This window comes from Pedococcus dokdonensis (assembly GCF_900104525.1).
Classification (GTDB): domain Bacteria; phylum Actinomycetota; class Actinomycetes; order Actinomycetales; family Dermatophilaceae; genus Pedococcus; species Pedococcus dokdonensis.
Map to the genome: position 1 here is coordinate 457,364 of NZ_LT629711.1, position 20,716 is coordinate 478,079.

Genomic DNA, 20,716 nt, shown 5'->3' on the forward strand with positions numbered 1-20,716 from the left:
GCGCCTCCGACCGGCCGCTGGCGGAGGCCGCTACCGTGGGCCAGGTGAGACCCACCAGCGCGAGGGCGGTGCACCTGGTCGTCGCCGTCGTCGCCCTGGCCGCACTGGTCCTGCAGCTCGTCCTGGTGGTCCGAGGTGGTCGGGTCCTCGACGAGACGGCGGTGCCGCCGCTGTCGACCCGCCTGGTCCGCTTCTTCTCCTACTTCACCGTGTTGTCCAACCTCCTCGTGGCCGTGACGTCCACACTGTCGGCCACCGACCCCGAGCGTGACGGCGAGCGGTGGCGGGTGGCCCACACGGCCTCGATGGTGGGGATCACCATCACCGGGCTCGTGCACTGGTTCCTGCTGCGCCCACTGCTCGACCTGCACGGCGCCGACGCGCTGGCCGACAAGCTGCTCCACGTCGTCGTCCCGCTGCTGGCCGTCGTGGCGTGGGTCGTGGTGGGCCCGCGGAGGCGGACCTCCTCGCGCAGCGTCGCGCTCTCCCTGCTGTGGCCGGTCGCGTGGACCGTCTACACGCTGGCGCGTGGTGCGGTGGTCGACTGGTACCCGTACCCGTTCCTCGACGTCGGCGAGCTCGGCTGGGGACGCGTGCTGGTCAACATGGTCGGGATCGCGGTGCTGTTCGCACTGGTCGGCCTGGCCCTCGTGGGAGCCGACCGGGTGCTGGGGCGGCGGTCGACTCGCTCCACATGAGTGACAATGGGGCCGTGACCTCGCAGCGCACCGTCGCCGTCCTCGGCTCCACCGGCTCCATCGGCACCCAGGCCCTCGACGTCATCTCGCGCAACCCCGACCGGTTCCGGGTGGTGGCGCTGTCGGCCGGCTCGAACCTCGAGCTGCTCGCCGAGCAGGCCGTCGCCTTCGAGGTCGACCTCGTCGCCGTGGCCCGTGCGACCCACGAGCAGGTTGCCGAGGCGATCGGTGCGTATGCCGCGCGGGCCGGCCGACCGGCATACCGGCCCCAGGTGGTGGTGGGCGACGACGCCGCCGTGGCGGCGGCCGGGTGCGGCGCCGACGTGGTGCTCAACGGGATCACGGGGTCGATCGGCCTCCGGCCGACGCTCGCGGCGCTCGCGGAGGGCTCGACCCTGGCGCTGGCCAACAAGGAGTCGCTCATCGTCGGCGGGCCTCTCGTCAAGGCCGCGGCCCGGCCCGACCAGATCGTGCCGGTGGACTCCGAGCACTCCGCCATCGCCCAGTCGCTGCGTGGTGGTCGTGCCGCCGAGGTGCGGCGGCTGGTCGTCACCGCCAGCGGCGGGCCGTTCCGGGGACGCAGCCGTGAGTCGTTGCGTGACGTCACGCCGGCCGACGCCCTGGCGCACCCCAACTTCTCGATGGGGCGGGTGATCACCACCAACTCGGCCACCCTCGTCAACAAGGGGCTCGAGGTGATCGAGGCGCACCTCCTGTTCGACATCCCGTTCGACCGGATCGACGTCGTCGTGCACCCACAGCAGATGATCCACTCGATGGTCGAGTTCGTCGACGGGTCGACGATCGCCCAGGCGGGACCCCCGCGCATGCTGGTGCCGATCGCGCTGGGGCTCTCGTGGCCGGACCGGCTCGCTGACGTCGACGTGCCGGTCGACTGGACGCAGGCGCAGTCGTGGGACTTCGAGCCACTCGACGACGAGGCGTTCCCGGCGGTGCGGCTGGCCCGCCAGGTGGGAGAGGCAGGTGGCACCTACCCGGCCGTCTACAACGCGGCCAACGAGGTCGCGGTGGACGCCTTCCACGACGGGCAGCTCGGTTTCGTCGAGATCGTCGACACGGTCGCCCGGGTGGTGGAAGCCCACGGAACCGCGGGCACGGACGGGATCGAATCGGCGACACTGTCCGTTGAGGACGTGATGCGCGCCGATGCGTGGGCACGCGACGAGGCACGGAAGGTGCTGGCTTTGCAGACTGGACGGATGACCGCGACACCGCTGGCGGACACCGAGGGGGCGTGGCGCTGATGACCGTGCTCCTCTACGTGCTCGGCGTGCTGCTGGTGGCGCTCGGCGTCGGCCTGTCGATCGGGCTGCACGAGATCGGTCACCTGGTCCCGGCCAAGAAGTTCGGCGTCAAAGTGACCCAGTACATGGTGGGCTTCGGCCCCACCCTGTGGTCCACCCGTCGGGGCGAGACCGAGTACGGCATCAAGGCGATCCCGCTCGGCGGCTACATCCGGATGATCGGGATGTTCCCGCCGCGACCGGGTGACGCCGAGGGGACGATCCGGGTGTCGAGCACCGGGCGGTTCAGCCAGCTCGCCGACGAGGCGCGGCAGCTGAGCCTCGAAGAGATCAAGCCCGGCGACGAGGACCGCGTCTTCTACAAGCTGTCCGTGCCCAAGAAGGTCGTCGTCATGATGGGCGGCCCGGTGATGAACCTCCTGATCGCCGTGGTGGTGCTCAGCGGGATCGTCACGATCTACGGCCAGGAGGTCGTGAAGGACGGCGCGGTCGTGGCCAGCGTCTCCGAGTGCGTGGTGCCCGCCAGCGCGGCCCCCACGAAGACCACCTGCGCGCCGAGCGACCCGAAGACCCCCGCCTACCTCGCCGGCATCAAGCCCGGCGACCGGCTCGTGTCGGTGGCCGGGCAGCCGATCAAGCGCACGTCCGATGTCGGCAAGCTGATCCGACCCCGGGTGGGGCAGGAGACCCCGGTGGTCGTGCTCCGGGACGGCGTCGAGCAGACCCTGCAGGTCACGCCGATCCGCAACACGATCCAGCAGGTCGCGCCGGACGGCACGCCACTCGTCGACGACGCCGGCGACCCGGTCGTGGTCAACGCCGGCTTCCTCGGGGTCTCGTCCGCCGCCGTGACGGCCCGCGAGCGCCAGTCCATCACCGTCGTCCCCGGGATCGTCGGCTCCTACGTCGGGCACGTGGGGGAGCTGTTCCTGCACCTCCCGCAGCGGATGGTCGACGTGGCCCAGGCCGCCTTCGGGTCCGAGGCCCGCGACCCCAACGGCCCACAGTCCGTGGTCGGCGTCGGCCGCACCGCAGGCGAGGTCGCCTCCGGACAGATCGACGGGCTGGACACCAGCCTCGGGGGTCGGCTCGCGACGATCTTCTCGCTGATGGTGGGCCTCAACATCGCCCTGTTCGTCTTCAACCTGATCCCGTTGCTGCCGCTGGACGGCGGTCACGTCGCGGGCGCGCTGTGGGAGGGGCTCAAGCGCCAGTCCGCCCGCCTGCTCAAGCGCCCCGACCCGGGTCACGTCGACGTCGCCAAGGCGCTGCCGGTGGCGTATGCCGTGTCGTCCGTGCTCATCGTGATGTCGGCGTTGCTGATCTACGCCGACCTCGTCAAGCCGGTCAAGCTCGGCTGAGCCGTCACTGGGGTCTGGGCGTTTCAGCCCTCGATCCGCAACGCCTCGACGGGGGCCACCGCCACCGCTCGCCGGGCGGGTCGCCGCGAGGCCACGAGCACGAGGACCACGCCGGACGCTGCGATGGCCACCAGGGCGGTCACCGGTAGCCCCCAGACGATGCCGGGTGACTGCGAGCCCACGAGCGACTGCGCGCCCAGGCTGCCGTAGACCAGGCCCAGCAGGATGCCGAAGGCCACGGCCGACGCGGAGAGCGCCACCGACTCCTTGGTGATCATGGTCCGCACCTGGCGTTGCGTGAAGCCCAGTGAGCGCAGCAGGCCGATCTCCCGGTGTCGCTGGATCACGGTGAGCGACATGGTGCTGACGAAACCGACCGCGGCGATCACCGACGAGATGACGATGATGCAGATCATCACCGTCGACGTCACGGCCAGCATCTGGCTCGCCTCCGCCCGGCGGGCCGGGTCGAGCTCCCAGGCGGCGACCGAGTGCTGCAGCGCCGACGTGCCGGACGCGAAGGTCGTGACGAGGGCGACCCCGACGACCAGGCCCATGGTGGAGCGGGTGGTGCGCAGGGGGTCGAGCACCGCGTTGCGCCGGGCCACCAGGCTGGCCGGGTCGCGTCCGAGGAGTCGGCTCGCCGCAGCCACCACGCGGGGGATGACGAACCGTGCCCCGATGAGGAAGCCGGTGCCCGACCCGGCGGCCCCGAAGAAGGCCACCACGAAGCCGGCGCCGGGGTTGCTCTCGCCGAGCAGGGCCCCGAGCCCGAGCACGACCAGACCGCCGACGATGCCGATGGCACCCACGGCGGCTCGCAGCACGGAAGCCCTCCGACGCGGCGGTCGGTCGGCCATCGTCCCGGCCAGTGCGGTCGCCGGAGACACCCCGAGCACGACCCGTGAGCCGAGCCACCCTGCAGCCGTCGCCGCCACGCTGATGGCCGCGAGGGCCACCAGCAGCTGGCCGCTGAACCACGGGTAGTCGGCGCGGGGGAGAGTCCCGCGCGCGACGAGCACCGCCCGGACCAGGTGCGTCAGGCCCGTGCCCACGACCAGCCCGAGACCGGCACCGGTGACGCCCACCGAAGGCGTGCCGCGCATGACCGAGGTGCGCAGGTCGCGCCCGCTGGCGCCGAGGAGACGCAGCAGCGCGATGTGGCGCAGTCGTCCTGACACGACGGTGTCCACGGCGTTGACGATCACGACCGCGCCGACATACAACGCGATGAGGATGAACACCCCGGCGACCACGGACAGGAAGACTCCCGCGGCGGCGCCTCCGTCCTCGGTGGAGCTCATCGCGGTGAGGATGGTCGAGGTGGTGATGAGGGTCGCCGCGTAGGCGCCGCACAGCGCGGCGACGAGGCCGACCGTGCCGAGCTCCCGCAGTGACCCCAGGGTGAGCTGGTGCCGGGTCACGCCGCGCCGACCTCGAAGCCGATCAGCAGGTCGGCGATCTGCTGGGGCGACAGCGGGCCGTGGTCACCGACCAGACGGCCGTCCGCGATGACGAGGATACGGTCGGCGTACGACGCGGCCACCGGGTCGTGGCTCACCATCACGATCGACTGGCCGTACTCGCGAGCAGCGGTGCGCAGGAGGGTGAGCACCTCACGCGAGCTGCGCGAGTCGAGGTTCCCGGTCGGCTCGTCGGCGAAGATCACCGCCGGTCGCGAGGCAAGTGCCCGTGCGATCGCGACGCGCTGCTGCTGCCCGCCCGACAGCTCGCTCGGGCGGTGGGTCACGCGGTCGGCCAGCCCGAGGGTGTGCACCAGGTGGTCGATCCACTGCCGCTCCTCGGCGCCGACGCGTCGGCCGGCCAGCTCGAAGGGCAGGAGGATGTTCTCGTCCACCGAGAGGGTCGGCACGAGGTTGAAGGCCTGGAAGACGAAGCCGACCTGGCTGCGACGAAGTCGTGTCCGCGCGTCGTCCCCCAGCTGCGAGAGCACGGCTCCGCCGAGCACCACGTCGCCCTCGGAGACGTCGTCGAGGCCGGCCGCCACGTTCATCAGGGTGGACTTGCCGGACCCGGACGGACCCATGACGGCGGTGAAGTCGCCTGTGCGGATGTCGACGCTGACGCCGTCGAGGGCGATGACGGCACCGGAGCCTTCTCCGTAGGTCCGGGACACCCGGCGGAGGGACACGACGGGCCGGATTTCGTTGTCCTGCAATGAGTTCGAGATCATGCGGATCACGCTAGGTAGTGGTGCAGGGGCGGCGCGTCAGGCCACGGACGGATTCGTGATCCTCCGCAAGAGGTATGCCGGGTGGTCCCGGTGGTCTCAGAGGAGGCCGTGCTCGTAGGCGTAGACGACGAGCTGGACCCGGTCGCGCAGGGCGAGCTTGGTCAGGATGCGTGACACGTGCGTCTTCACGGTCGCCTCCGACAGGAACTCGGCCGCCGCGATCTCGGCGTTCGAGAGGCCGCGGGCGGCCTGCAGGAGGATCTCCCGCTCACGAGGGGTGAGTCGCTCGTAGTCGTCGCCGGGCGTCGAGCCCAGCCGCCGGCGGAAGCGCTCGAAGACCGCCTGCGTCGCCCCGGCCGCGACCACCTGCGTGCCGTCCGCGACCGCCCTGATCGCGGCGAGCAGCAGCTCGGGCCGCGACTCCTTGAGCACGAACCCACTCGCGCCGGCCTCGATCGCATCAGCCACCAGCTCGTCGAGGTCGAACGTCGTGAGGACGAGCACCCGTGGCGCCCGGTCGCCGAGCTCGGTCACGAGCTGCCGGGTCGCGGCGACGCCGTCGACGGTCGGCATCCGGACGTCCATGAGCACGACGTCCGGCTGGCTGCGCTCGACCAGGGCCAGGGCGTCGGCGCCGTCACCGGCCTCGCCGACCACCTCGAGGTCGTCCTGGCTCCCCACCACCATGGCGATCCCGGCTCGGAACAGTGCCTGGTCGTCGACGAGGGCCACCCGGATCGTCACGGGTCCACCCCGTCCGCCCGTGGGGCGTCGGCAGGCTCGTCGTCGGTGGGTGACGGGGCGACGACCGGGTTGCGGGGCACCTGCACGCGGACCACCCAGGAGCCGCCCTCGGGCCCGGCCCGGAAGGTGCCGCCGGCGACGGTCGTCCGCTCAGCCATGCCGACCAGGCCGTGGCCGGTGCCCGTCGGGAGCGCCGCACCGCCTCCGGCCGACCCCGGCGGCTGGTCCCGCAGGCGATTGGTCACGGTGAGACGGTATCCGTCCGTCCAGTCCTGCTCGACGCGCACGGGCGCCCTCAGGTCGCCGTGCTTGAGCGCATTGGTCAGCGACTCGGCGAGCAGGCGGTGGGCCGTGAGGGCGACCAGTGGCGACTCGTCACGCTCTCCGTGTTCCTCGACCCGGAGGTCCATCCCCGACGTGCGCATCCGATCGATGACCTCCGACTGCTGGGCGAATCCCGGGGTGCTCGGAGCCAGGGCCGGATCGCGCAGCTGCGCGACGATGGTCCGCAGGTCGGTGATGGCGGCCCGCGCGGTCTCGCCGATCACCTCGAGGGCGCGTTCGGCTCCCGCCGGGTCGTGGCTCAGCCCGTACCTCGCACCGTCGCTCTGAGCCGCGACGACGGCCCACGAGTGGGCGACGACGTCGTGCATGTCCGCGGCGATGCGTCGGCGTTCCTGCTCCACGTCGTAGAGGTCCGAGAGGCGTCGGCGCTCGGCCGCCTCGAGCTGCGCGTCGACCCTGGCCTGCACCCCCTGCCGGTTCTGCCACCGCACGAAGCCGGCGACCCAGCCGCCCCCGGCCACCACCGCGGTGAGGGCCGCGAAGCCCGCCGAGAGGGCGACGGTGGTCAGGGCGGTTGCCGACGGTCGCGGTTGGAAGGACATGAAGGTCCCGGCCACGACGGTGGCGACGGCTGCGCAGGCCAGGCCCCACCGTCGCACGCCCCGCGAACGGTGCGCGCCGAGGGTGAAGAACAGCACGGCATACCCGGGGTCGGCGAGGTAGGCCACCTGACCAGACGCGACCTGGAGCACGGCCGCGCCGATGGCGACGACCGACATGGCCTGCCACGAGAGGCGGCGCAGGGCCAGGGCGACGCCCACGAGGGCGGCCGCGATCCCGGCGGCCACCCCGATGGTGGCGTGGAGGGGGCCCAGGAGGGCCGCGAGGACGAGCCCGACGCTGACGTCGAGGAGCACCTGCCGACGGCTCGGCCGCTCGTCGCCCCACACGTCGGTCACCGGTCAAGGCTAGGCCGCCACGCCCGGCCCGGAGTCAGTCTGCCGATGGACCCGCGGTAGTCCCTGCGACGGACCCGGCCGGGGTGCGCGGCGCGGTGCCGGCGCGGCATACCGGATAATGGGACGCATGACTGTTGGACTCGGTATGCCGGCTCTGCCCCCGCCCGTGCTCGCGCCCCGCCGCAAGACGCGCAAGATCAAGGTCGGCAAGGTCGAGGTCGGCGGGGACGCCCCCATCTCGGTGCAGTCGATGTGCACGACCCCCACCACCGACATCAACGCGACGCTGCAGCAGATCGCCGAGCTGACCGCGTCGGGCTGCGACATCGTGCGCGTCGCCTGCCCGAGCCAGGACGACGCCGACGCCCTGCCGGCGATCGCGCGGAAGTCGCAGATCCCGGTGATCGCCGACATCCACTTCCAGCCCAAGTACGTCTTCGCCGCGATCGACGCGGGCTGTGCCGCGGTGCGCGTCAACCCGGGCAACATCCGCAAGTTCGACGACCAGGTCAAGCAGATCGCTGCGGCCGCGAAGGACGCAGGCGTCTCGATCCGGATCGGTGTGAACGCCGGCTCGCTCGATCCGCGCCTGCTGGAGAAGTACGGGAAGGCGACGGCCGAGGCGCTCGTCGAGTCCGCGGTCTGGGAGGCGTCACTCTTCGAGGAGCACGACTTCCACGACTTCAAGATCTCGGTGAAGCACAACGACCCGGTCGTCATGGTGAAGGCCTACGAGATGCTGTCCGAGCGGGGCGACTGGCCGCTGCACCTCGGCGTCACCGAGGCCGGCCCGGCGTTCCAGGGCACCATCAAGTCGGCGACGGCCTTCGGGGCGTTGCTGTCCAAGGGGATCGGCGACACGATCCGCGTCTCGCTGTCCGCGCCTCCGGTCGAGGAGGTCAAGGTCGGCAACCAGATCCTCCAGTCGCTGAACCTCAAGCCGCGCAAGCTCGAGATCGTGTCGTGTCCCTCGTGCGGACGCGCCCAGGTCGACGTCTACAAGCTCGCCGACGAGGTCACCGCCGGGCTCGAGGGCATGACCGTCCCGCTCCGGGTCGCGGTGATGGGCTGTGTCGTCAACGGACCGGGGGAGGCCCGCGAGGCCGACCTCGGTGTCGCGTCGGGCAACGGCAAGGGCCAGATCTTCGTCAAGGGTGAGGTCATCAAGACCGTGCCCGAGAGCCAGATCGTCGAGACGCTGATCGAAGAGGCGATGCGCATCGCCGACGAGATGGGTGAGCCGATCGACGAGGCCAGCGCCGGAGCGCCGTCGGTCACCGTCGGCTGACCAGCCGGTCAGGACTTCTCGGCAGCCCAGCCTCCGAGGGCTTCGATCGCCGCGCGCAGGGCGAGACCGCGATCGGTCAGCGCGTAGGCGCGCGTGTTGTGCTTGAGGGGTATGCGGTAGAGCACACCGGCCGCTTCGAGCTCGCGCAGGCGGGTGGCGAGCATGTTCGTCGGCGCCCCGAGGTCGCGCTGCAGGTCGCCGTAGCGCTGCGGCCCGTCGAGCAGTCGCTCGACGATGAGGAGGGCCCACCGGCTCCCGACGATGTCGAGGGCCGCTGCCAGGTCGCTCACTCGGTGGCGTCGGTGTTCGGCTTCATCCAGAACGGTGAGTAGTGGTAGCCGTCCGGGTCGTCGAACTGGCGCTGGTACATGAAGTCGTAGTCGTCGGTGTCGCCGACCCGGCCACCCGCGGCACCGGCGCGCTCGACGATCTCGTCGACCGCCGCACGACTGCCGAGGTCGAACGAGACGGTGACCTTCGAGGGGGTGCCGGGGCCGCCGACGAGCTCCTCGGAACCGCCGATGCTGGCGTACATCTCGCGGCTGCCGAGCATGACGTACTGCTCCGGCGCGATCGAGAAGCACGACACGTTGTGGTCGGACATCTCGGGGTTGAGGGTCCACCCGAGGGCGGTGTAGAAGGCGGTCGCACGCTCGACGTCGTCGACGGGACAGGTGATGAAGAGGCTCATGGCGGCATACTTGCAAAATGCAAGTGGCCCGTCAAGGCCGTCCCGGCGCCGACGACCGCTGGACTTCTGGGGACATTGCTGCGCGCACCGGCCCTCCACGACCTAGGCTGACGGGGTGCTGCGCACTCGTAACCCGGTCCACGCGCTGTCGCCCTCGGACCGCGACGCCGCCCTGGAGGTGTGCGCGCGCAACCTCCCGGCCAACGTGTTCGTGGCGGCGCGGCTGCTCGAGGGCGTGCTCAGCACCCAGCCCGGCACCGTGCTCGGCCACAAGGTGGGCGGCACCCTGGAGTCACTGTGCTGGTCGAGCGCCAACCTCGTGCCCGTCGAGGCTGACGACCTCACCATCAGCTTCTTCGCCGACCGGGTCCGTCGCTGGCGACGGCACTGCGCCTCGGTGCTAGGGCCGTCTGAGCAGGTGACCGAGCTCTGGCGCCTCCTCGAGCCGTCCTGGGGCCCGGCCCGGGCGGTGCGCACCCACCAGCCGTTGATGAGCACCATGGACCGGCCCTCGGCTCTCGGGGTCGAGCTCGACCCGCGCGTGCGTCCGGCGACCGAGGACGAGGTCGACCTCGTCCTCCCGGCCGCGGCGCACATGTTCGAGGGCGAGATCGGCTACCCACCCTTCACCGGGAGCGGCGCGGCATACCGGTCCGCCCTCCTCGCGCTGATCGACCGCGGCCACACCTTCGTCGCCATCGAGGACGGCGCGGTGATCTTCAAGGCTGACGTGGGCTCGGTCGCGCTCGGGTGCGCCCAGCTGCAGGGGGTGTGGCTCGCGCCCCACCTGCGCGGCCGTGGGCTGGCGGTGCCGCTGATGGCGTCGGTCGTCGAGCAGGTCATGGAGACGCGCGCGCGCTGGGTCACGTTGTATGTCAACGACTTCAACGAGAGTGCCCGCGCGACCTACCGCAAGGTGGGGTTCGAGGACGTCGGCTCGTTCTCGACCGTGCTGCTCTAGGGCGACCGGACGCACCCACGCAGATGGATCCCTCCCTGGAGTCCGAGCCCCGCCCCGAGACGCCCGCCGCTGGAAACGCCCTTCTCTGGATGACGTCGTCCCTGTTGGCCTTCGGGATCTTCTTGGTGGCGATCCCGGGCAGGGACCCCGCCGGGCGTGCCTGGCTCTGGATCGGGCTCGTCCTGCTGGTCGTCGGAGGAGTCTCGTCGGCGCTCGCGGCGCGGGCCCGATGGACCTACCTGCGGGACCGCCGCGGGGACTGACAGGATGACGGGATGCCTCGCACCGTCGCCCCGCTGACCAAGGACATCATCGGCCTGGCCGGCCTGTTCATCACGTCCGGCACCACCCACCTGGTCAAGCCCGAGGTCTTCGACCCGCTGGTGCCCGACGTGCTGCCACGTCGCCGCGAGATCATCATCGCCTCCGGCGTCGCGGAGCTCGCCTGCGCCGCCGGGTTGCTGCACCCGCGCACGCGTCGGTATGCCGGCCTGGCCAGCGCCGCCCTCCTCGTCGCCATCCTCCCGGGCAACGTCCAGATGAGCGCCAACCACGGCAAGCGCGCCCAGCGCAAGGGCACCCCGCAGGCGCAGGCTGCCTTCGCGGGCACGCTGGCCCGGCTCCCGCTCCAGCTACCCCTGATCCGCACCGCCCTGAGGGCAGCCGGGCGTCGCTAGTACAGCCCCGTCGAGTACTGGTCGCCGTAGTAGCGCTCCAGCTCCTCGATGGAGTCCTCGGGTCGCTCGAGGGCCTTGGCGATCTGCGGCCGCGAACCCACCGCCATCGGGTCCCAGGACTGCGGGTACCACAGCTTGCCGCGCATGAAGGCCTTGGCGCAGTGCCCGAACACCTCGTCGACCTCGACGACCAGCGCCAGCACCGGACGGTGGCCCTGCACCACCATGTGGTCGAACCACGGTGCGTCGGACACCAAGTGCGCCCGGCCGTTGATCCGCAAGGTGTCGCCGCGACCCGGGATGAGGAACAGCAGACCCACGTGCGGGTTGGCCAGGATGTTCTTGTAGCCGTCGGCGCGCTTGTTGCCGAGCCGCTCGGGGATCGCGATCGTCGTGTCGTCGAGCACCTTGACGAAGCCGGCCGGGTCCCCCTTCGGCGACACGTCACACTGCCCGTCCGCGTCCGACGTCGCGACGAGGCAGAACGGCGACGCCGCGAGCCAGTCGCGGTCGAGCTGGTGCAGCGCGGGACGTGCCTTGTCGCGGACGCGGGGAAGTGGCTCACCCAGCAGGTCCACCAGCTCCTGCACGGACTCGATGCGGCTTGGCTCCACCATGGCACTCACTCTGCCACCCGTGTGCGGAGTCTTTGAAGCATCCACCCCGCCAGGACGTGGTGGATCCCTCAAAGACTCGGTCTGGGCGGGTCAGGTGGTGGCGAGGGGGAAACCGCGGTGAGCACGCGGCATACCGACGGATATCCTCTGGGGGTTGTCCGCCAACCGAGGAGTGCCCTGTGGCCCTGCGCATGTCGACCCTGTTCCTGCGAACCCTTCGCGAGGACCCGGCCGATGCCGAGGTGCCGAGCCACAAGCTGCTCGTCCGCGCCGGCTACATCCGGCGGGTGAGCCCGGGCATCTACACGTGGCTGCCGCTCGGCCTGCGCGTGCTGCGCAAGGTCGAGAACATCGTCCGCGAGGAGATGGACGAGATCGGCTCGCAGGAGCTGCTGTTCCCGGCGCTGCTGCCCAAGGAGCCGTTCGAGGCGAGTGGTCGCTGGACCGAGTACGGCAACAACATCTTCCGCCTGCAGGACCGCAAGGGCGCCGACTACCTCCTCGGGCCGACCCACGAGGAGATGTTCACCCTCGCGGTCAAGGACATGTACTCGTCCTACAAGGACCTGCCGCTGGCGATCTACCAGATCCAGACCAAGTACCGCGACGAGGCCCGTCCGCGGGCCGGAGTGCTGCGCGGACGCGAGTTCGTCATGAAGGACTCCTACTCCTTCGACATCGACGAGGCAGGCCTCGACAAGTCCTACCAGCTGCACCGCGACGCCTACATCCGGATCTTCGACCGGCTCGGCTTCCACTACGTGATCGTGCAGGCGATGGCCGGCGCCATGGGTGGCAGCAAGTCCGAGGAGTTCCTCGCCACCGCGGAGAACGGCGAGGACACCTATGTCCACTGCCCCAACTGCGGGTATGCCGCGAACGTCGAGGCCGTGCGTGTGCCCGTCCCCGACGCCCTGCCGTATGCCGACGTCCCAGCAGCTCACGCGGAGTCCACCCCGGACACCCCCACCATCGAGACACTGGTGGCGCACCTCAACGCGCACTTCCCCCGCGAGGACCGTCCGTGGGCCGCGGGCGACACCCTGAAGAACGTCATCGTCACCCTCGTCCACCCGGACGGCACCCGCGAGCCGCTCGCGATCGGCGTGCCCGGTGACCGCGAGATCGACGAGAAGCGGCTCGGCGCCCAGGTCGAGCCGGCCACCGTGGAGGCCTTCGAGGAGAAGGACTTCGCCGCCAACCCCGCCCTGGCCAAGGGCTACATCGGTCCCGGCGCCCTCGGGTCGGAGTCGGCCTCCGGGATCCGTTACCTGCTCGACCCCCGGGTGGTCGAGGGCACCCGCTGGGTCACCGGCGCCGACGAGACGGGCAAGCACGTGGTCGACCTGGTCGCCGGACGCGACTTCACCGCCGACGGCACGATCGAGGCCGCCGACGTGCGCCCCGGTGATGCCTGCCCCAGCTGCGGGCACGCGCTCCAGTCGGCGCGGGGCATCGAGATGGGTCACATCTTCCAGCTCGGCACCAAGTACACCGAGGCGCTCGACCTCAAGGTGCTCGACCAGCACGGCAAGCTCCAGACCGTGATCATGGGCTCCTACGGCGTCGGCGTCTCGCGCGCCGTGGCCTGCGTCGCCGAGGGCAACCACGACGAGCTGGGGCTGCGCTGGCCGCGCGAGATCAGCCCGGTCGACGTGCACGTGGTCGCCACCGGCAAGGACGTCACTCGCGACCCCGAGGTCTTCCAGCGGTCCGAGGAGATCACCCGCGCCCTCGAGGCGGCGGGTCTGTCGGTGCTCTACGACGACCGCCAGAAGGTCAGCCCGGGCGTGAAGTTCAAGGACTCCGAGCTGATCGGCGTGCCGACCATCGTCGTCGTCGGCAAAGCCCTGGAGCAGGGCGTCGTGGAGATCAAGGACCGCGCCACCGGTGAGCGGCGCGAGGTCCCGGTCGACCAGGCCGTCACCGAGATCGTCCGCGAGGTCCGCGGCAGCGGCGCCTGATGGGCGGCACCTCCTCGACGCCAGCACCCCGGGCGGTCATCTTCGACTGGGGCGGCACGCTCACCCCCTGGCACACCGTCGACCTGCCCCAGCAGTGGCGCGTCTTCGCCCGCGAGGTCCACGGGTTGCCCGTCGAGGACCCCGCCATGCCGGTGGACGAGCTGGCCGAGGCCGACTCGCTCGCGATCCGCATCCACCAGGCCGAGGAGCGGGCCTGGGCACGAGGCCGCGACACGCATGAGAGCGCCTCGATCGAGGCGATCCTCGCGGACGCCGGTGTGGACGCGGAGCACGACCGGCACCTGCTGGCGCTCGCGGCCTACCGGCGGTTCTGGGAACCGCACACCCACACCGACCCGCAGGTGCGACCCCTGTGGGAGGGGCTGCGCGACCGCGGCCTCAAGGTGGGAGTGCTGTCCAACACGATCTGGAGCCGCGACTACCACCGTGAGGTGTTCCAGCGCGACGGCGTGCTCGACCTCCTCGACGGTGACGTGTACTCGTCCGAGATCCATGTCGTGAAGCCGCACCCGGAGGCCTTCCTCGCGGCGTGCGGGGCGGTTGGCGTGCAGCCGGAGGAGGCGGTCTACGTCGGCGACCGGCTGTTCGAGGACGTGCACGGTCCGCAGCAGGTCGGCATGCGCGCGATCTGGGTGCCGCACAGCGACATCCCGGCGGGACAGATCGTCGAGGTGGAGGTCACCCCCGACGCGCAGGCCCACGAGCTGCTCGACGTCCTCGACATCGTCGACGGCTGGCTGGGCAGGTAGGTGACCGACCTCGACCTGACCACCCTGCTCCTGATGGCCCTGGCCGGCTTCGGGGCCGGGTGGATCGACGCCGTCGTCGGGGGCGGCGGCCTCGTGCAGCTCCCGGCCCTGCTGCTCGGGTTCCCGGGTGCGACCCCCGCGCAGCTGCTCGCCACCAACAAGATCGCCTCGATCTTCGGCACGACGACCAGCTCGATCACCTACTGGCGCAGGGTGCGTCCCGACCTGCGGACCGCGCTGCCGATGGCGGGCGTGGCCTACGTCGGGGCGGTGGGTGGTGCCCTGATCGGTCTGCACATCCCCAAGACCGCGTTCAACCCGGTGATCCTGGTGATGCTGGTGGTGGTCGGCGCCTACACGGTCGCCAAGCCGTCACTGGGCCACGAGACCGCGCTGCGCTTCGACGGCCACCGGCACACCGTCGTCGCGATGCTGACGGGTTTCGTGATCGGCGTGTACGACGGGGCGCTCGGTCCCGGCACGGGGTCGTTCCTCGTCTTCGCGCTCGTGGGGCTGATGGGCTACGCGTTCCTCGAGGCCAGTGCCAAGGCCAAGATCGCCAACTTCGCCACCAACCTCGGAGCGCTGACCGTCTTCGTGCCCGGGGGCCACGTGATGTGGAAGATCGGGCTGGTCATGGCGGTCGCCAACATCGCCGGCGGCTACGTCGGGGCACGGACCGCGGTCGCCCGGGGGAGCCGGTTCGTGCGGGTCGTCTTCGTGGTCGTGCTGGTGGCGTTCATCGTGCGGATCGGCGGCTCGGTGCTGGGCGTCTGGAGCTGATCCAGCCTCTGGAGGGGGGGTGGCTCGGAGGTCGGCGAGGTTCAGCAGCCAGTCATGGCTGGTGCACAGCAAACACCCAGACTGCGACCGCACAGTCTCCTTGTGACCACGATCGACCTGCCCCCTGCGATGGCCTCCGCCGCCTCGCCCGCAACCCGCCCCCGGGTGGCGCCGCGGCCCGTCCCGCGCTGGTGGCGGGACGCCTCGGTGACCGCCTTCTGGCTCGTGCTCCTCTTCGTCACCGCCCTGTGGGTCGCCCACGGGGGAGTCCAGGACCTCGGCTCGCTCTCCGGGGCGCTCACCTCAGTGGGCCGGCTCACCGGCCTCGTGGCGTCGGCTCTCCTGCTGGTGCAGGTCTTCCTGATGGCGCGGATCCCGTGGTTCGAGCAGGCCTGGGGGCAGGACGAGCTGGCGCGCACCCACCGCCTCGTCGGCTTCACCTCGTTCAACCTGCTGTGGGCGCACATCGTGCTGATCACCCTCGGCTACGCCGCCGCCTCGACGCTGGGCCTCTGGGGCACGATCGTCGACTTCGTCCTCAACTACCCCGGCATGCTGCTCGCCGTCGCGGGCACCGTCGCCCTCTGCTTGGTGGTGGTCACCTCGGTCCGCAAGGCCAGGCGCCGGCTGCGTTACGAGTCGTGGCACCTGATCCACCTCTACGGCTACCTCGGTGCGGGGCTGGCGCTGCCGCACCAGCTGTGGACCGGCCAGGAGTTCCTCGCCTCCACCGCCTCGACCGTGTTCTGGTGGAGCCTGTATGCCGCGTGCGCCGCCTCCGTCCTCGTCTTCCGCGTCGGGCTGCCCCTGGTGCGCTCGCTGCGCTCGCCGTTGCGGGTGGTCGCCGTGCACGAGGAGGCTCCAGGGGTGACCTCGGTCGTCGTCGGCGGCCCTGGGGTGGCGGCCCTGCGGCCCGCGGCCGGCCAGTTCTTCCAGTGGCGCTTCGTGGACGGACCGGGCTGGACCCGGGCCAACCCCTACTCGCTCTCCGCGGCTCCCGACGGGCAGCACCTGCGCGTCACCGCGGCTCACGTCGGGGAGGGGACCCGCCGCCTGGCCGCACTGCGACCGGGCACCCGCGTCCTCGTCGAGGGCCCCTACGGTCGGCTGCACGCGGGTGTTCGCACCCGGCAGAAGGTGCTGCTGATGGGAGCCGGGATCGGCATCACCCCGATCCGGGCCATGCTGGAAGACCTGGAGCAGGGCCCGGGCGACGTCGTCGTGGTCCATCGGGCCAGCTCACGCGACCAGCTCGTCCACGGGCGGGAGCTCGTCGAGCTGGCAGGGGCCCGTGGCGCGCGCTACGTCACGGTCGAGGGCCGCCGCGTCCCGGGCCGTGACACCTGGCTCCCGGCCTCGGCCGCCCACCTCAGTGATGCCGAAGCGCTGGCCCAGCTCGTGCCCGACGTCGCCGAGCGCGACGTGTTCCTCTGCGGCGCCCCCGCCTGGATGGACGCCGCCCGCCGGGCGGCCCTGGCGTGCGGGGTGCCGGCCGCCCACATCCACCTCGAGCGGTTCGAGTACTAGGAGCTCCCATGCGACGCATCACCCTGTGGGTGCTGTCCACCCTGACGACCCTCGTCCTCCTGTTCAGCTACCACACCTCGACCGGCGGGTCCGGGACCACGCTGGCGGCCGGCACCTCGGTGCAGGCGCCGGCCGCGTCCGGCAGCGACTCGGGTTCGGCGGACTCCGGTGGGTCCGACCCGGGTTCGACCGACCCGGGTTCGACCGACTCGGGTGCGACCGACTCGGGTGCGACCGACTCGGGTGCGACCGACTCGGGCAGCTCGGCGGGCGCCACCTACACCGGCGACTCGGTCCAGACCCGCTGGGGGCCGGTGCAGGTCCGGATCACCGTCGTCGACGGGAAGATCACCGCCTCCGAGGCCATCGTCTACCCGAACGGCAACCACGAGGACGAGCAGATCAACTCGTTCGCCCTCCCCGTCCTCAACCGGGAGGCCGTCGACCAGCAGAGCGCGGACATCGACATGGTGTCCGGCGCGACCGTGACGTCCGAGGGCTATCTGTCCTCGTTGCAGTCGGCGATCGACCAGGCCCACCTGTGAGCGCCGTGATCACCCGGGCGCCGCACCCGCAGGTCACCACCGGCGCGCGGCGGGCCTTCGTCGAGCAGGTCATGGGTCTGCCGGTCTCCGTGCACGTGCGCGGCGACGTCGAGCGACCCGAGCTGCTCACCGCCGTGCAGCAGGTCTGGGGGGTCCTGCACCGGGTCGACGCGGTGTTCAGCACCTGGCGCACCGACAGCGAGCTGATGCGCCGGCGGCGCGGGGAGCTCGCCCCCGAGCTGGCGCATCCATGGCTGTCCGAGGTCGACCGGCTCTGCCTCGAGGCCGAGCAGCGCACCGGGGGACTGTTCAGCGCCGCCTTCGACGGCGCCCACCACGACCCCACCGGGCTGGTGAAGGGCTGGGCCGTCGAGCGGGCGGCCCGGCACCTGAGGCACGTCCCCGGCATCTCCTGGTGTGTCAACGCCGGCGGCGACCTGCTCGCCGGCGCCGGACGGGACGCCGCGCCGAGCCAGTGGCTGATCGGGGTCGAGGACCCGCGGGCGCAGGGCGCGGTGGTGGCCACGGTCGCGCTGCGCAGCGGCGGCCTGGCGACCTCGGGGGCGGCTGCCCGGGGCGCGCACGTCGTCGACCCGCGCTCCGGTGTCGCGATCGACCGCGACGGCTCGGCCACCGTCTGGGGGCCCAGCCTGCTCTGGGCTGACGTGTGGGCGACGGCGCTCTACGTCGACCCGCCGGTCGGTGCGGCGGCGCTGGAAGGCGCCGACCCGGCATACCGGTCGCTGGTGCTCTGAGCAGACCGGCGGCGAGTGTCCGTCTGACACAGTGGGGACGTGCAGGTCTGGTACGCGAGCTACGGGAGCAACCTGCGTCGCGACCGCTTCCTCCACTACATCGCGGGTGGGCGGCCCGAGGGCGCGAGCCGCACGTATCCCGGGGCCCGTGACCGCACACCGCCGGTGGACGACCGACCGCTGACCCTGCCGGGCGCGATGTTCTTCGGGTGGGAGTCGCCGACCTGGGGCGGCGGGATCGCGTTCTACAACGCTGACTCGGAGGGGCCGACGCTGGCCCGCGCCTACCTCGTGAGCGACCAGCAGTTCGCCGACGTGGCCGCGCAGGAGATGCACCGGCAGCCGGGGGACGACCTCGACCTCGGCCAGGTCCTCGAGCACTCGCGACACGACCTGGGGCCCGGTCGCTACGAGGCGCTGCACCTCGTGGGTGAGCTCGAGGGAGCGCCGGTGTTGACCTTCACCACCCCGGATCCGGCTGCGCTGCAGCTGAACTCGCCCACCGCGGCCTACCTTCGGATGATCGTTGCCGGTCTGCGCGAGACGCACGGATCGTCTGACGACGAGGTGCTGGACTACCTCCTCGCCCGACCGGGGCTCGGCGACGAGTGGTGGCGGGATCGACTGGCCGGGCTGCTCAGCGGCTGAGTGCCGTCGTGAGCCCCGCGACGTCGGTGACCGGTGCGTCGCACACGAAGCCACGACACACGTATGCCGCCGCGTGGCCGTCGACGAGGGGCCGGTCGGCCAGGAGGGGGATGCCCGCTGCGTCAGGTTCGCCCTGCACCAGGACCAGGCCGGGGGACGTGGCCGCGCGGGCGGTGGCGAGCAGCGCCTCGGCGTCGGCGTCGGCGCCCACGACGGCGACCTGGAGTGGTCCGGCCAGCGCCGCCTCGGCCACAGCCAGCGCCCAGCCACCGAAGCGGGGGTCGCGGCTGGCGAGCTGACCCGACGCGTCGAGTGCCGCCTCGGCGCGCTCCCGCAGGCCGGAGTCGCCAGTCAGCGCCGAGCAGGTGAGCAATGCGCCGGCGAGCGACGACTGCCCGGACGGCTCGGCGTTGTCGGCGGCACTGCGTGGCCGGGTGAAGAGTGCCTCCGCGTCGTCGCCGGTGTCGTGGAAGCCGCCGTCGTCAGCAGCGAACCTGGCCACGGCCGTGCCGAGCAGCTCGCGCGCGGTGGCGAGCCAGCGAGGGTCGCCCGTGGTCTGGTGGAGCGCCAGCAGACCCTCGGCGAGGTTGCCGTAGTCGTCGGCCACTCCCGCCGCCGTGCCGACGGAGCCGTGGCGCGACGTGCGCCGCAGTCGTCCGTCGACCAGGTGGGTGGTGACGACGAACTCGGCGCACCGCACCGCTGCATCGACGAGGTCGGCGCGGTCGAGGAGGGCGCCGGTGTCGGCCAGCGCGGCGATCGCCAGGCCGTTCCACGACGTGACCACCTTGTCGTCGCAACCGGGTTGGGGGCGCTGTCGCCGAGCCTCGAAGAGCCGGGTCCGGGTCGCTGCCCACCACGCTGCGTCGTCGGGGTCGGTGAGCAGCTGGAGCGTCGACGAGCCGTGCTCGAACGTGCCCTGGTCGGTGACCGAGAGCAGCGCAGCGGCCCGCGCACCGTCCTCCTCGCCGAGCACCTCGACGAGCTGGGCAGGCGTCCACGCGTAGGTGAGCCCTTCGACCCCGTCGGTGTCGGCGTCCAAGGCGGAGGCGAAACCGCCCTCGGGAGTGCGGAGGTCGCGCAAGAGGAAATCGGCCGTCTCCAGAGCCACCCGTCTGGCCAGTGGGTCACCGGTGGCCCGGTGCAGGTGGGTGTGGACGCGCAGCAGCTGCGCGTTGTCGTAGAGCATCTTCTCGAAGTGGGGGACCACCCAGTGGGCATCGACGGAGTAGCGCGCGAAGCCGCCGCCCAGCTGGTCGTAGATGCCTCCCCGCGCCATCGCCTCGCAGGTGCTGGCGGCCATGGCGAGGGCGTCGGGCGAGCCGGTGCGCCCGTGGTGACGGAGCAGGAACTCGAGCACCATCGACGGCGGGAACTTCGGCGCGCCCCCGAAACCCGCTGCGGCGTGGTCGAACTGGCCCCGCAGCTGGGACACCGCCGTGTCGAGTGCGCCCTCGTCCAGCCTGCGGCCCGTCGTGGGCGCCGAGATCTCGCGCAGGCGGCTCGCGATGTGGGCGCCACTGTCGAGCACCCTGTCGCGCTGCGTGGTCCAGGCATCCTTGGCGCCGGCCAGGAGCTGGAGGAACTGCGGCCTGGGGAAGTAGGTGCCGGCGAAGAACGGGTCGCCGTCAGGGGTCAGCAGACAGGTCATCGGCCAGCCACCGTGGCCGGTGAGTGCGGTGGTGGCCGCCATGTAGACCGCGTCGATGTCCGGTCGTTCCTCGCGATCCACCTTCACCGCGACGAAGTCCGCGTTCACCGCACGCGCTACTTCCTCGTCCTCGAACGACTCGTGCGCCATGACGTGGCACCAGTGGCACGCGGCATACCCGACGCTCAGCAGGACGGGCACGTCACGCTCGCGCGCCTCCTCGAACGCCGCCGGCCCCCACTCCTGCCAGTCGACCGGGTTGTCACGGTGCTGCAACAGGTAGGGCGACGTGGAGTCAGCGAGACGGTTGGCCATGCCTGCCACGCTAGGCCC

Annotated in this window: 22 protein-coding genes; 14 read left to right on the forward strand and 8 right to left on the reverse strand. The window is 71.6% G+C overall.

The window, feature by feature from the left end; genetic code table 11:
• Positions 1 to 44 precede the first annotated feature (44 nt).
• The 3 genes from BLQ34_RS02310 to BLQ34_RS02320 are packed head-to-tail and all read left to right on the forward strand — an operon-like array spanning position 45 to position 3,324.
• The gene (locus tag BLQ34_RS02310) at positions 45 to 698 is read left to right on the forward strand and encodes a Pr6Pr family membrane protein (protein ID WP_157692861.1); all 654 of its coding nucleotides are present in this window, start codon (positions 45 to 47) and stop codon (positions 696 to 698) included.
• Positions 695 to 1,963 (forward strand): 1-deoxy-D-xylulose-5-phosphate reductoisomerase, encoded by a 1,269-nt coding sequence (dxr, locus tag BLQ34_RS02315; protein ID WP_091780950.1) that lies wholly within the window; start codon positions 695 to 697, stop codon positions 1,961 to 1,963. The genes BLQ34_RS02310 and dxr overlap by 4 nt, the downstream gene beginning before the upstream one ends.
• Positions 1,963 to 3,324 (forward strand): M50 family metallopeptidase, encoded by a 1,362-nt coding sequence (locus BLQ34_RS02320; protein WP_091789114.1) that lies wholly within the window; start codon positions 1,963 to 1,965, stop codon positions 3,322 to 3,324. Before dxr ends, BLQ34_RS02320 begins: the two co-directional genes overlap by 1 nt.
• A 23-nt stretch (positions 3,325 to 3,347) precedes the next feature.
• On the opposite strand, the gene BLQ34_RS02325 is transcribed toward BLQ34_RS02320, so the two are convergent.
• The 4 genes from BLQ34_RS02325 to BLQ34_RS02340 form a co-directional block, all read right to left on the reverse strand.
• Positions 3,348 to 4,748: an ABC transporter permease gene (locus BLQ34_RS02325; protein WP_091780953.1), complete on the reverse strand. Its 1,401-nt coding sequence runs from the start codon at positions 4,746 to 4,748 to the stop codon at positions 3,348 to 3,350.
• The gene (locus BLQ34_RS02330) at positions 4,745 to 5,518 is read right to left on the reverse strand and encodes an ABC transporter ATP-binding protein (RefSeq protein ID WP_091789117.1); all 774 of its coding nucleotides are present in this window, start codon (positions 5,516 to 5,518) and stop codon (positions 4,745 to 4,747) included. Before BLQ34_RS02330 ends, BLQ34_RS02325 begins: the two co-directional genes overlap by 4 nt.
• A 96-nt stretch (positions 5,519 to 5,614) precedes the next feature.
• Positions 5,615 to 6,262: a response regulator gene (locus tag BLQ34_RS02335; RefSeq protein ID WP_091780956.1), complete on the reverse strand. Its 648-nt coding sequence runs from the start codon at positions 6,260 to 6,262 to the stop codon at positions 5,615 to 5,617.
• The gene (locus tag BLQ34_RS02340) at positions 6,259 to 7,506 is read right to left on the reverse strand and encodes a sensor histidine kinase (RefSeq protein ID WP_091780960.1); all 1,248 of its coding nucleotides are present in this window, start codon (positions 7,504 to 7,506) and stop codon (positions 6,259 to 6,261) included. Before BLQ34_RS02340 ends, BLQ34_RS02335 begins: the two co-directional genes overlap by 4 nt.
• A 127-nt stretch (positions 7,507 to 7,633) precedes the next feature.
• On the opposite strand from BLQ34_RS02340, the gene ispG reads away from it, so the two are divergent.
• Positions 7,634 to 8,794 (forward strand): flavodoxin-dependent (E)-4-hydroxy-3-methylbut-2-enyl-diphosphate synthase, encoded by a 1,161-nt coding sequence (ispG, locus tag BLQ34_RS02345; protein WP_091780964.1) that lies wholly within the window; start codon positions 7,634 to 7,636, stop codon positions 8,792 to 8,794.
• Between the two features lie 8 nt (positions 8,795 to 8,802).
• Here ispG and BLQ34_RS02350 read toward each other — a convergent pair whose 3' ends face one another.
• Positions 8,803 to 9,084, reverse strand: a complete 282-nt coding sequence (locus tag BLQ34_RS02350; RefSeq protein WP_091780967.1) for a winged helix-turn-helix transcriptional regulator — start codon at positions 9,082 to 9,084, stop codon at positions 8,803 to 8,805.
• The gene (locus BLQ34_RS02355) at positions 9,081 to 9,485 is read right to left on the reverse strand and encodes a VOC family protein (RefSeq protein ID WP_091780970.1); all 405 of its coding nucleotides are present in this window, start codon (positions 9,483 to 9,485) and stop codon (positions 9,081 to 9,083) included. Before BLQ34_RS02355 ends, BLQ34_RS02350 begins: the two co-directional genes overlap by 4 nt.
• A 115-nt stretch (positions 9,486 to 9,600) precedes the next feature.
• Here BLQ34_RS02355 and BLQ34_RS02360 point away from each other — a divergent pair, with 115 nt between their 5' ends.
• From BLQ34_RS02360 to BLQ34_RS02370, 3 genes are read left to right on the forward strand one after another with little or no spacing between them, the layout of a single operon-like run.
• On the forward strand, positions 9,601 to 10,446 hold the full coding sequence (locus tag BLQ34_RS02360) for a GNAT family N-acetyltransferase (RefSeq protein ID WP_091780972.1): 846 nt from the start codon (positions 9,601 to 9,603) through the stop codon (positions 10,444 to 10,446).
• Positions 10,447 to 10,469: 23 nt separating this feature from the next.
• Positions 10,470 to 10,709, forward strand: coding sequence for a hypothetical protein (locus tag BLQ34_RS02365; RefSeq protein ID WP_091780975.1), 240 nt, complete (start codon positions 10,470 to 10,472; stop codon positions 10,707 to 10,709).
• A 12-nt stretch (positions 10,710 to 10,721) separates the two neighbouring features.
• The gene (locus BLQ34_RS02370; RefSeq protein ID WP_091780978.1) at positions 10,722 to 11,123 is read left to right on the forward strand and encodes a DoxX family protein; all 402 of its coding nucleotides are present in this window, start codon (positions 10,722 to 10,724) and stop codon (positions 11,121 to 11,123) included.
• Here BLQ34_RS02370 and BLQ34_RS02375 read toward each other — a convergent pair.
• Positions 11,120 to 11,740 (reverse strand): pyridoxamine 5'-phosphate oxidase family protein, encoded by a 621-nt coding sequence (locus BLQ34_RS02375; protein WP_091780981.1) that lies wholly within the window; start codon positions 11,738 to 11,740, stop codon positions 11,120 to 11,122. The two genes, BLQ34_RS02370 and BLQ34_RS02375, sit on opposite strands and share 4 nt — an antisense overlap.
• A gap of 179 nt (positions 11,741 to 11,919) precedes the next feature.
• Between BLQ34_RS02375 and BLQ34_RS02380 the strand changes: the two genes are divergently transcribed.
• The 7 genes from BLQ34_RS02380 (at position 11,920) to BLQ34_RS02410 (ending at position 18,732) form a co-directional block, all read left to right on the forward strand.
• The gene (locus BLQ34_RS02380) at positions 11,920 to 13,704 is read left to right on the forward strand and encodes a proline--tRNA ligase (RefSeq protein WP_091780984.1); all 1,785 of its coding nucleotides are present in this window, start codon (positions 11,920 to 11,922) and stop codon (positions 13,702 to 13,704) included.
• Positions 13,704 to 14,474 (forward strand): HAD family hydrolase, encoded by a 771-nt coding sequence (locus BLQ34_RS02385; RefSeq protein ID WP_091780986.1) that lies wholly within the window; start codon positions 13,704 to 13,706, stop codon positions 14,472 to 14,474. Before BLQ34_RS02380 ends, BLQ34_RS02385 begins: the two co-directional genes overlap by 1 nt.
• Positions 14,475 to 15,257, forward strand: coding sequence for a TSUP family transporter (locus BLQ34_RS02390; protein WP_231961401.1), 783 nt, complete (start codon positions 14,475 to 14,477; stop codon positions 15,255 to 15,257).
• A 102-nt stretch (positions 15,258 to 15,359) separates the two neighbouring features.
• Positions 15,360 to 16,784 (forward strand): ferredoxin reductase family protein, encoded by a 1,425-nt coding sequence (locus BLQ34_RS02395; protein ID WP_231961402.1) that lies wholly within the window; start codon positions 15,360 to 15,362, stop codon positions 16,782 to 16,784.
• Positions 16,785 to 16,792: 8 nt separating this feature from the next.
• Positions 16,793 to 17,329 carry an FMN-binding protein gene (locus BLQ34_RS02400; protein WP_091780989.1) on the forward strand — a complete coding sequence of 179 codons (537 nt, stop codon included), beginning with the start codon at positions 16,793 to 16,795 and terminating at the stop codon, positions 17,327 to 17,329.
• On the forward strand, positions 17,326 to 18,084 hold the full coding sequence (locus BLQ34_RS02405) for an FAD:protein FMN transferase (RefSeq protein ID WP_231961403.1): 759 nt from the start codon (positions 17,326 to 17,328) through the stop codon (positions 18,082 to 18,084). Before BLQ34_RS02400 ends, BLQ34_RS02405 begins: the two co-directional genes overlap by 4 nt.
• 39 nt (positions 18,085 to 18,123) lie before the next feature.
• Positions 18,124 to 18,732 (forward strand): cytochrome c-type biogenesis protein, encoded by a 609-nt coding sequence (locus BLQ34_RS02410; protein WP_091780991.1) that lies wholly within the window; start codon positions 18,124 to 18,126, stop codon positions 18,730 to 18,732.
• On the opposite strand, the gene BLQ34_RS02415 is transcribed toward BLQ34_RS02410, so the two are convergent.
• Entirely contained in the window at positions 18,722 to 20,698 is a 1,977-nt protein-coding gene (locus tag BLQ34_RS02415; protein ID WP_091780994.1) for a thioredoxin domain-containing protein, read from the reverse strand. The two genes, BLQ34_RS02410 and BLQ34_RS02415, sit on opposite strands and share 11 nt — an antisense overlap.
• Positions 20,699 to 20,716 lie beyond the last annotated feature (18 nt).

Bases quoted from the DNA above. Each gene is read 5' to 3' on its own strand.
- BLQ34_RS02370 (WP_091780978.1), top strand. From the start codon at position 10,722: ATGCCTCGCACCGTCGCCCCGCTGACCAAGGACATCATCGGCCTGGCC.
- BLQ34_RS02330 (WP_091789117.1), bottom strand. From the start codon at position 5,518: ATGATCTCGAACTCATTGCAGGACAACGAAATCCGGCCCGTCGTGTCC.
- BLQ34_RS02415 (WP_091780994.1), bottom strand. From the start codon at position 20,698: ATGGCCAACCGTCTCGCTGACTCCACGTCGCCCTACCTGTTGCAGCAC.
- BLQ34_RS02385 (WP_091780986.1), top strand. From the start codon at position 13,704: ATGGGCGGCACCTCCTCGACGCCAGCACCCCGGGCGGTCATCTTCGAC.
- ispG (WP_091780964.1), top strand. From the start codon at position 7,634: ATGACTGTTGGACTCGGTATGCCGGCTCTGCCCCCGCCCGTGCTCGCG.
- BLQ34_RS02375 (WP_091780981.1), bottom strand. From the start codon at position 11,740: ATGGTGGAGCCAAGCCGCATCGAGTCCGTGCAGGAGCTGGTGGACCTG.
- BLQ34_RS02400 (WP_091780989.1), top strand. From the start codon at position 16,793: ATGCGACGCATCACCCTGTGGGTGCTGTCCACCCTGACGACCCTCGTC.
- BLQ34_RS02365 (WP_091780975.1), top strand. From the start codon at position 10,470: ATGGATCCCTCCCTGGAGTCCGAGCCCCGCCCCGAGACGCCCGCCGCT.
- BLQ34_RS02320 (WP_091789114.1), top strand. From the start codon at position 1,963: ATGACCGTGCTCCTCTACGTGCTCGGCGTGCTGCTGGTGGCGCTCGGC.
- dxr (WP_091780950.1), top strand. From the start codon at position 695: ATGAGTGACAATGGGGCCGTGACCTCGCAGCGCACCGTCGCCGTCCTC.
- BLQ34_RS02355 (WP_091780970.1), bottom strand. From the start codon at position 9,485: ATGAGCCTCTTCATCACCTGTCCCGTCGACGACGTCGAGCGTGCGACC.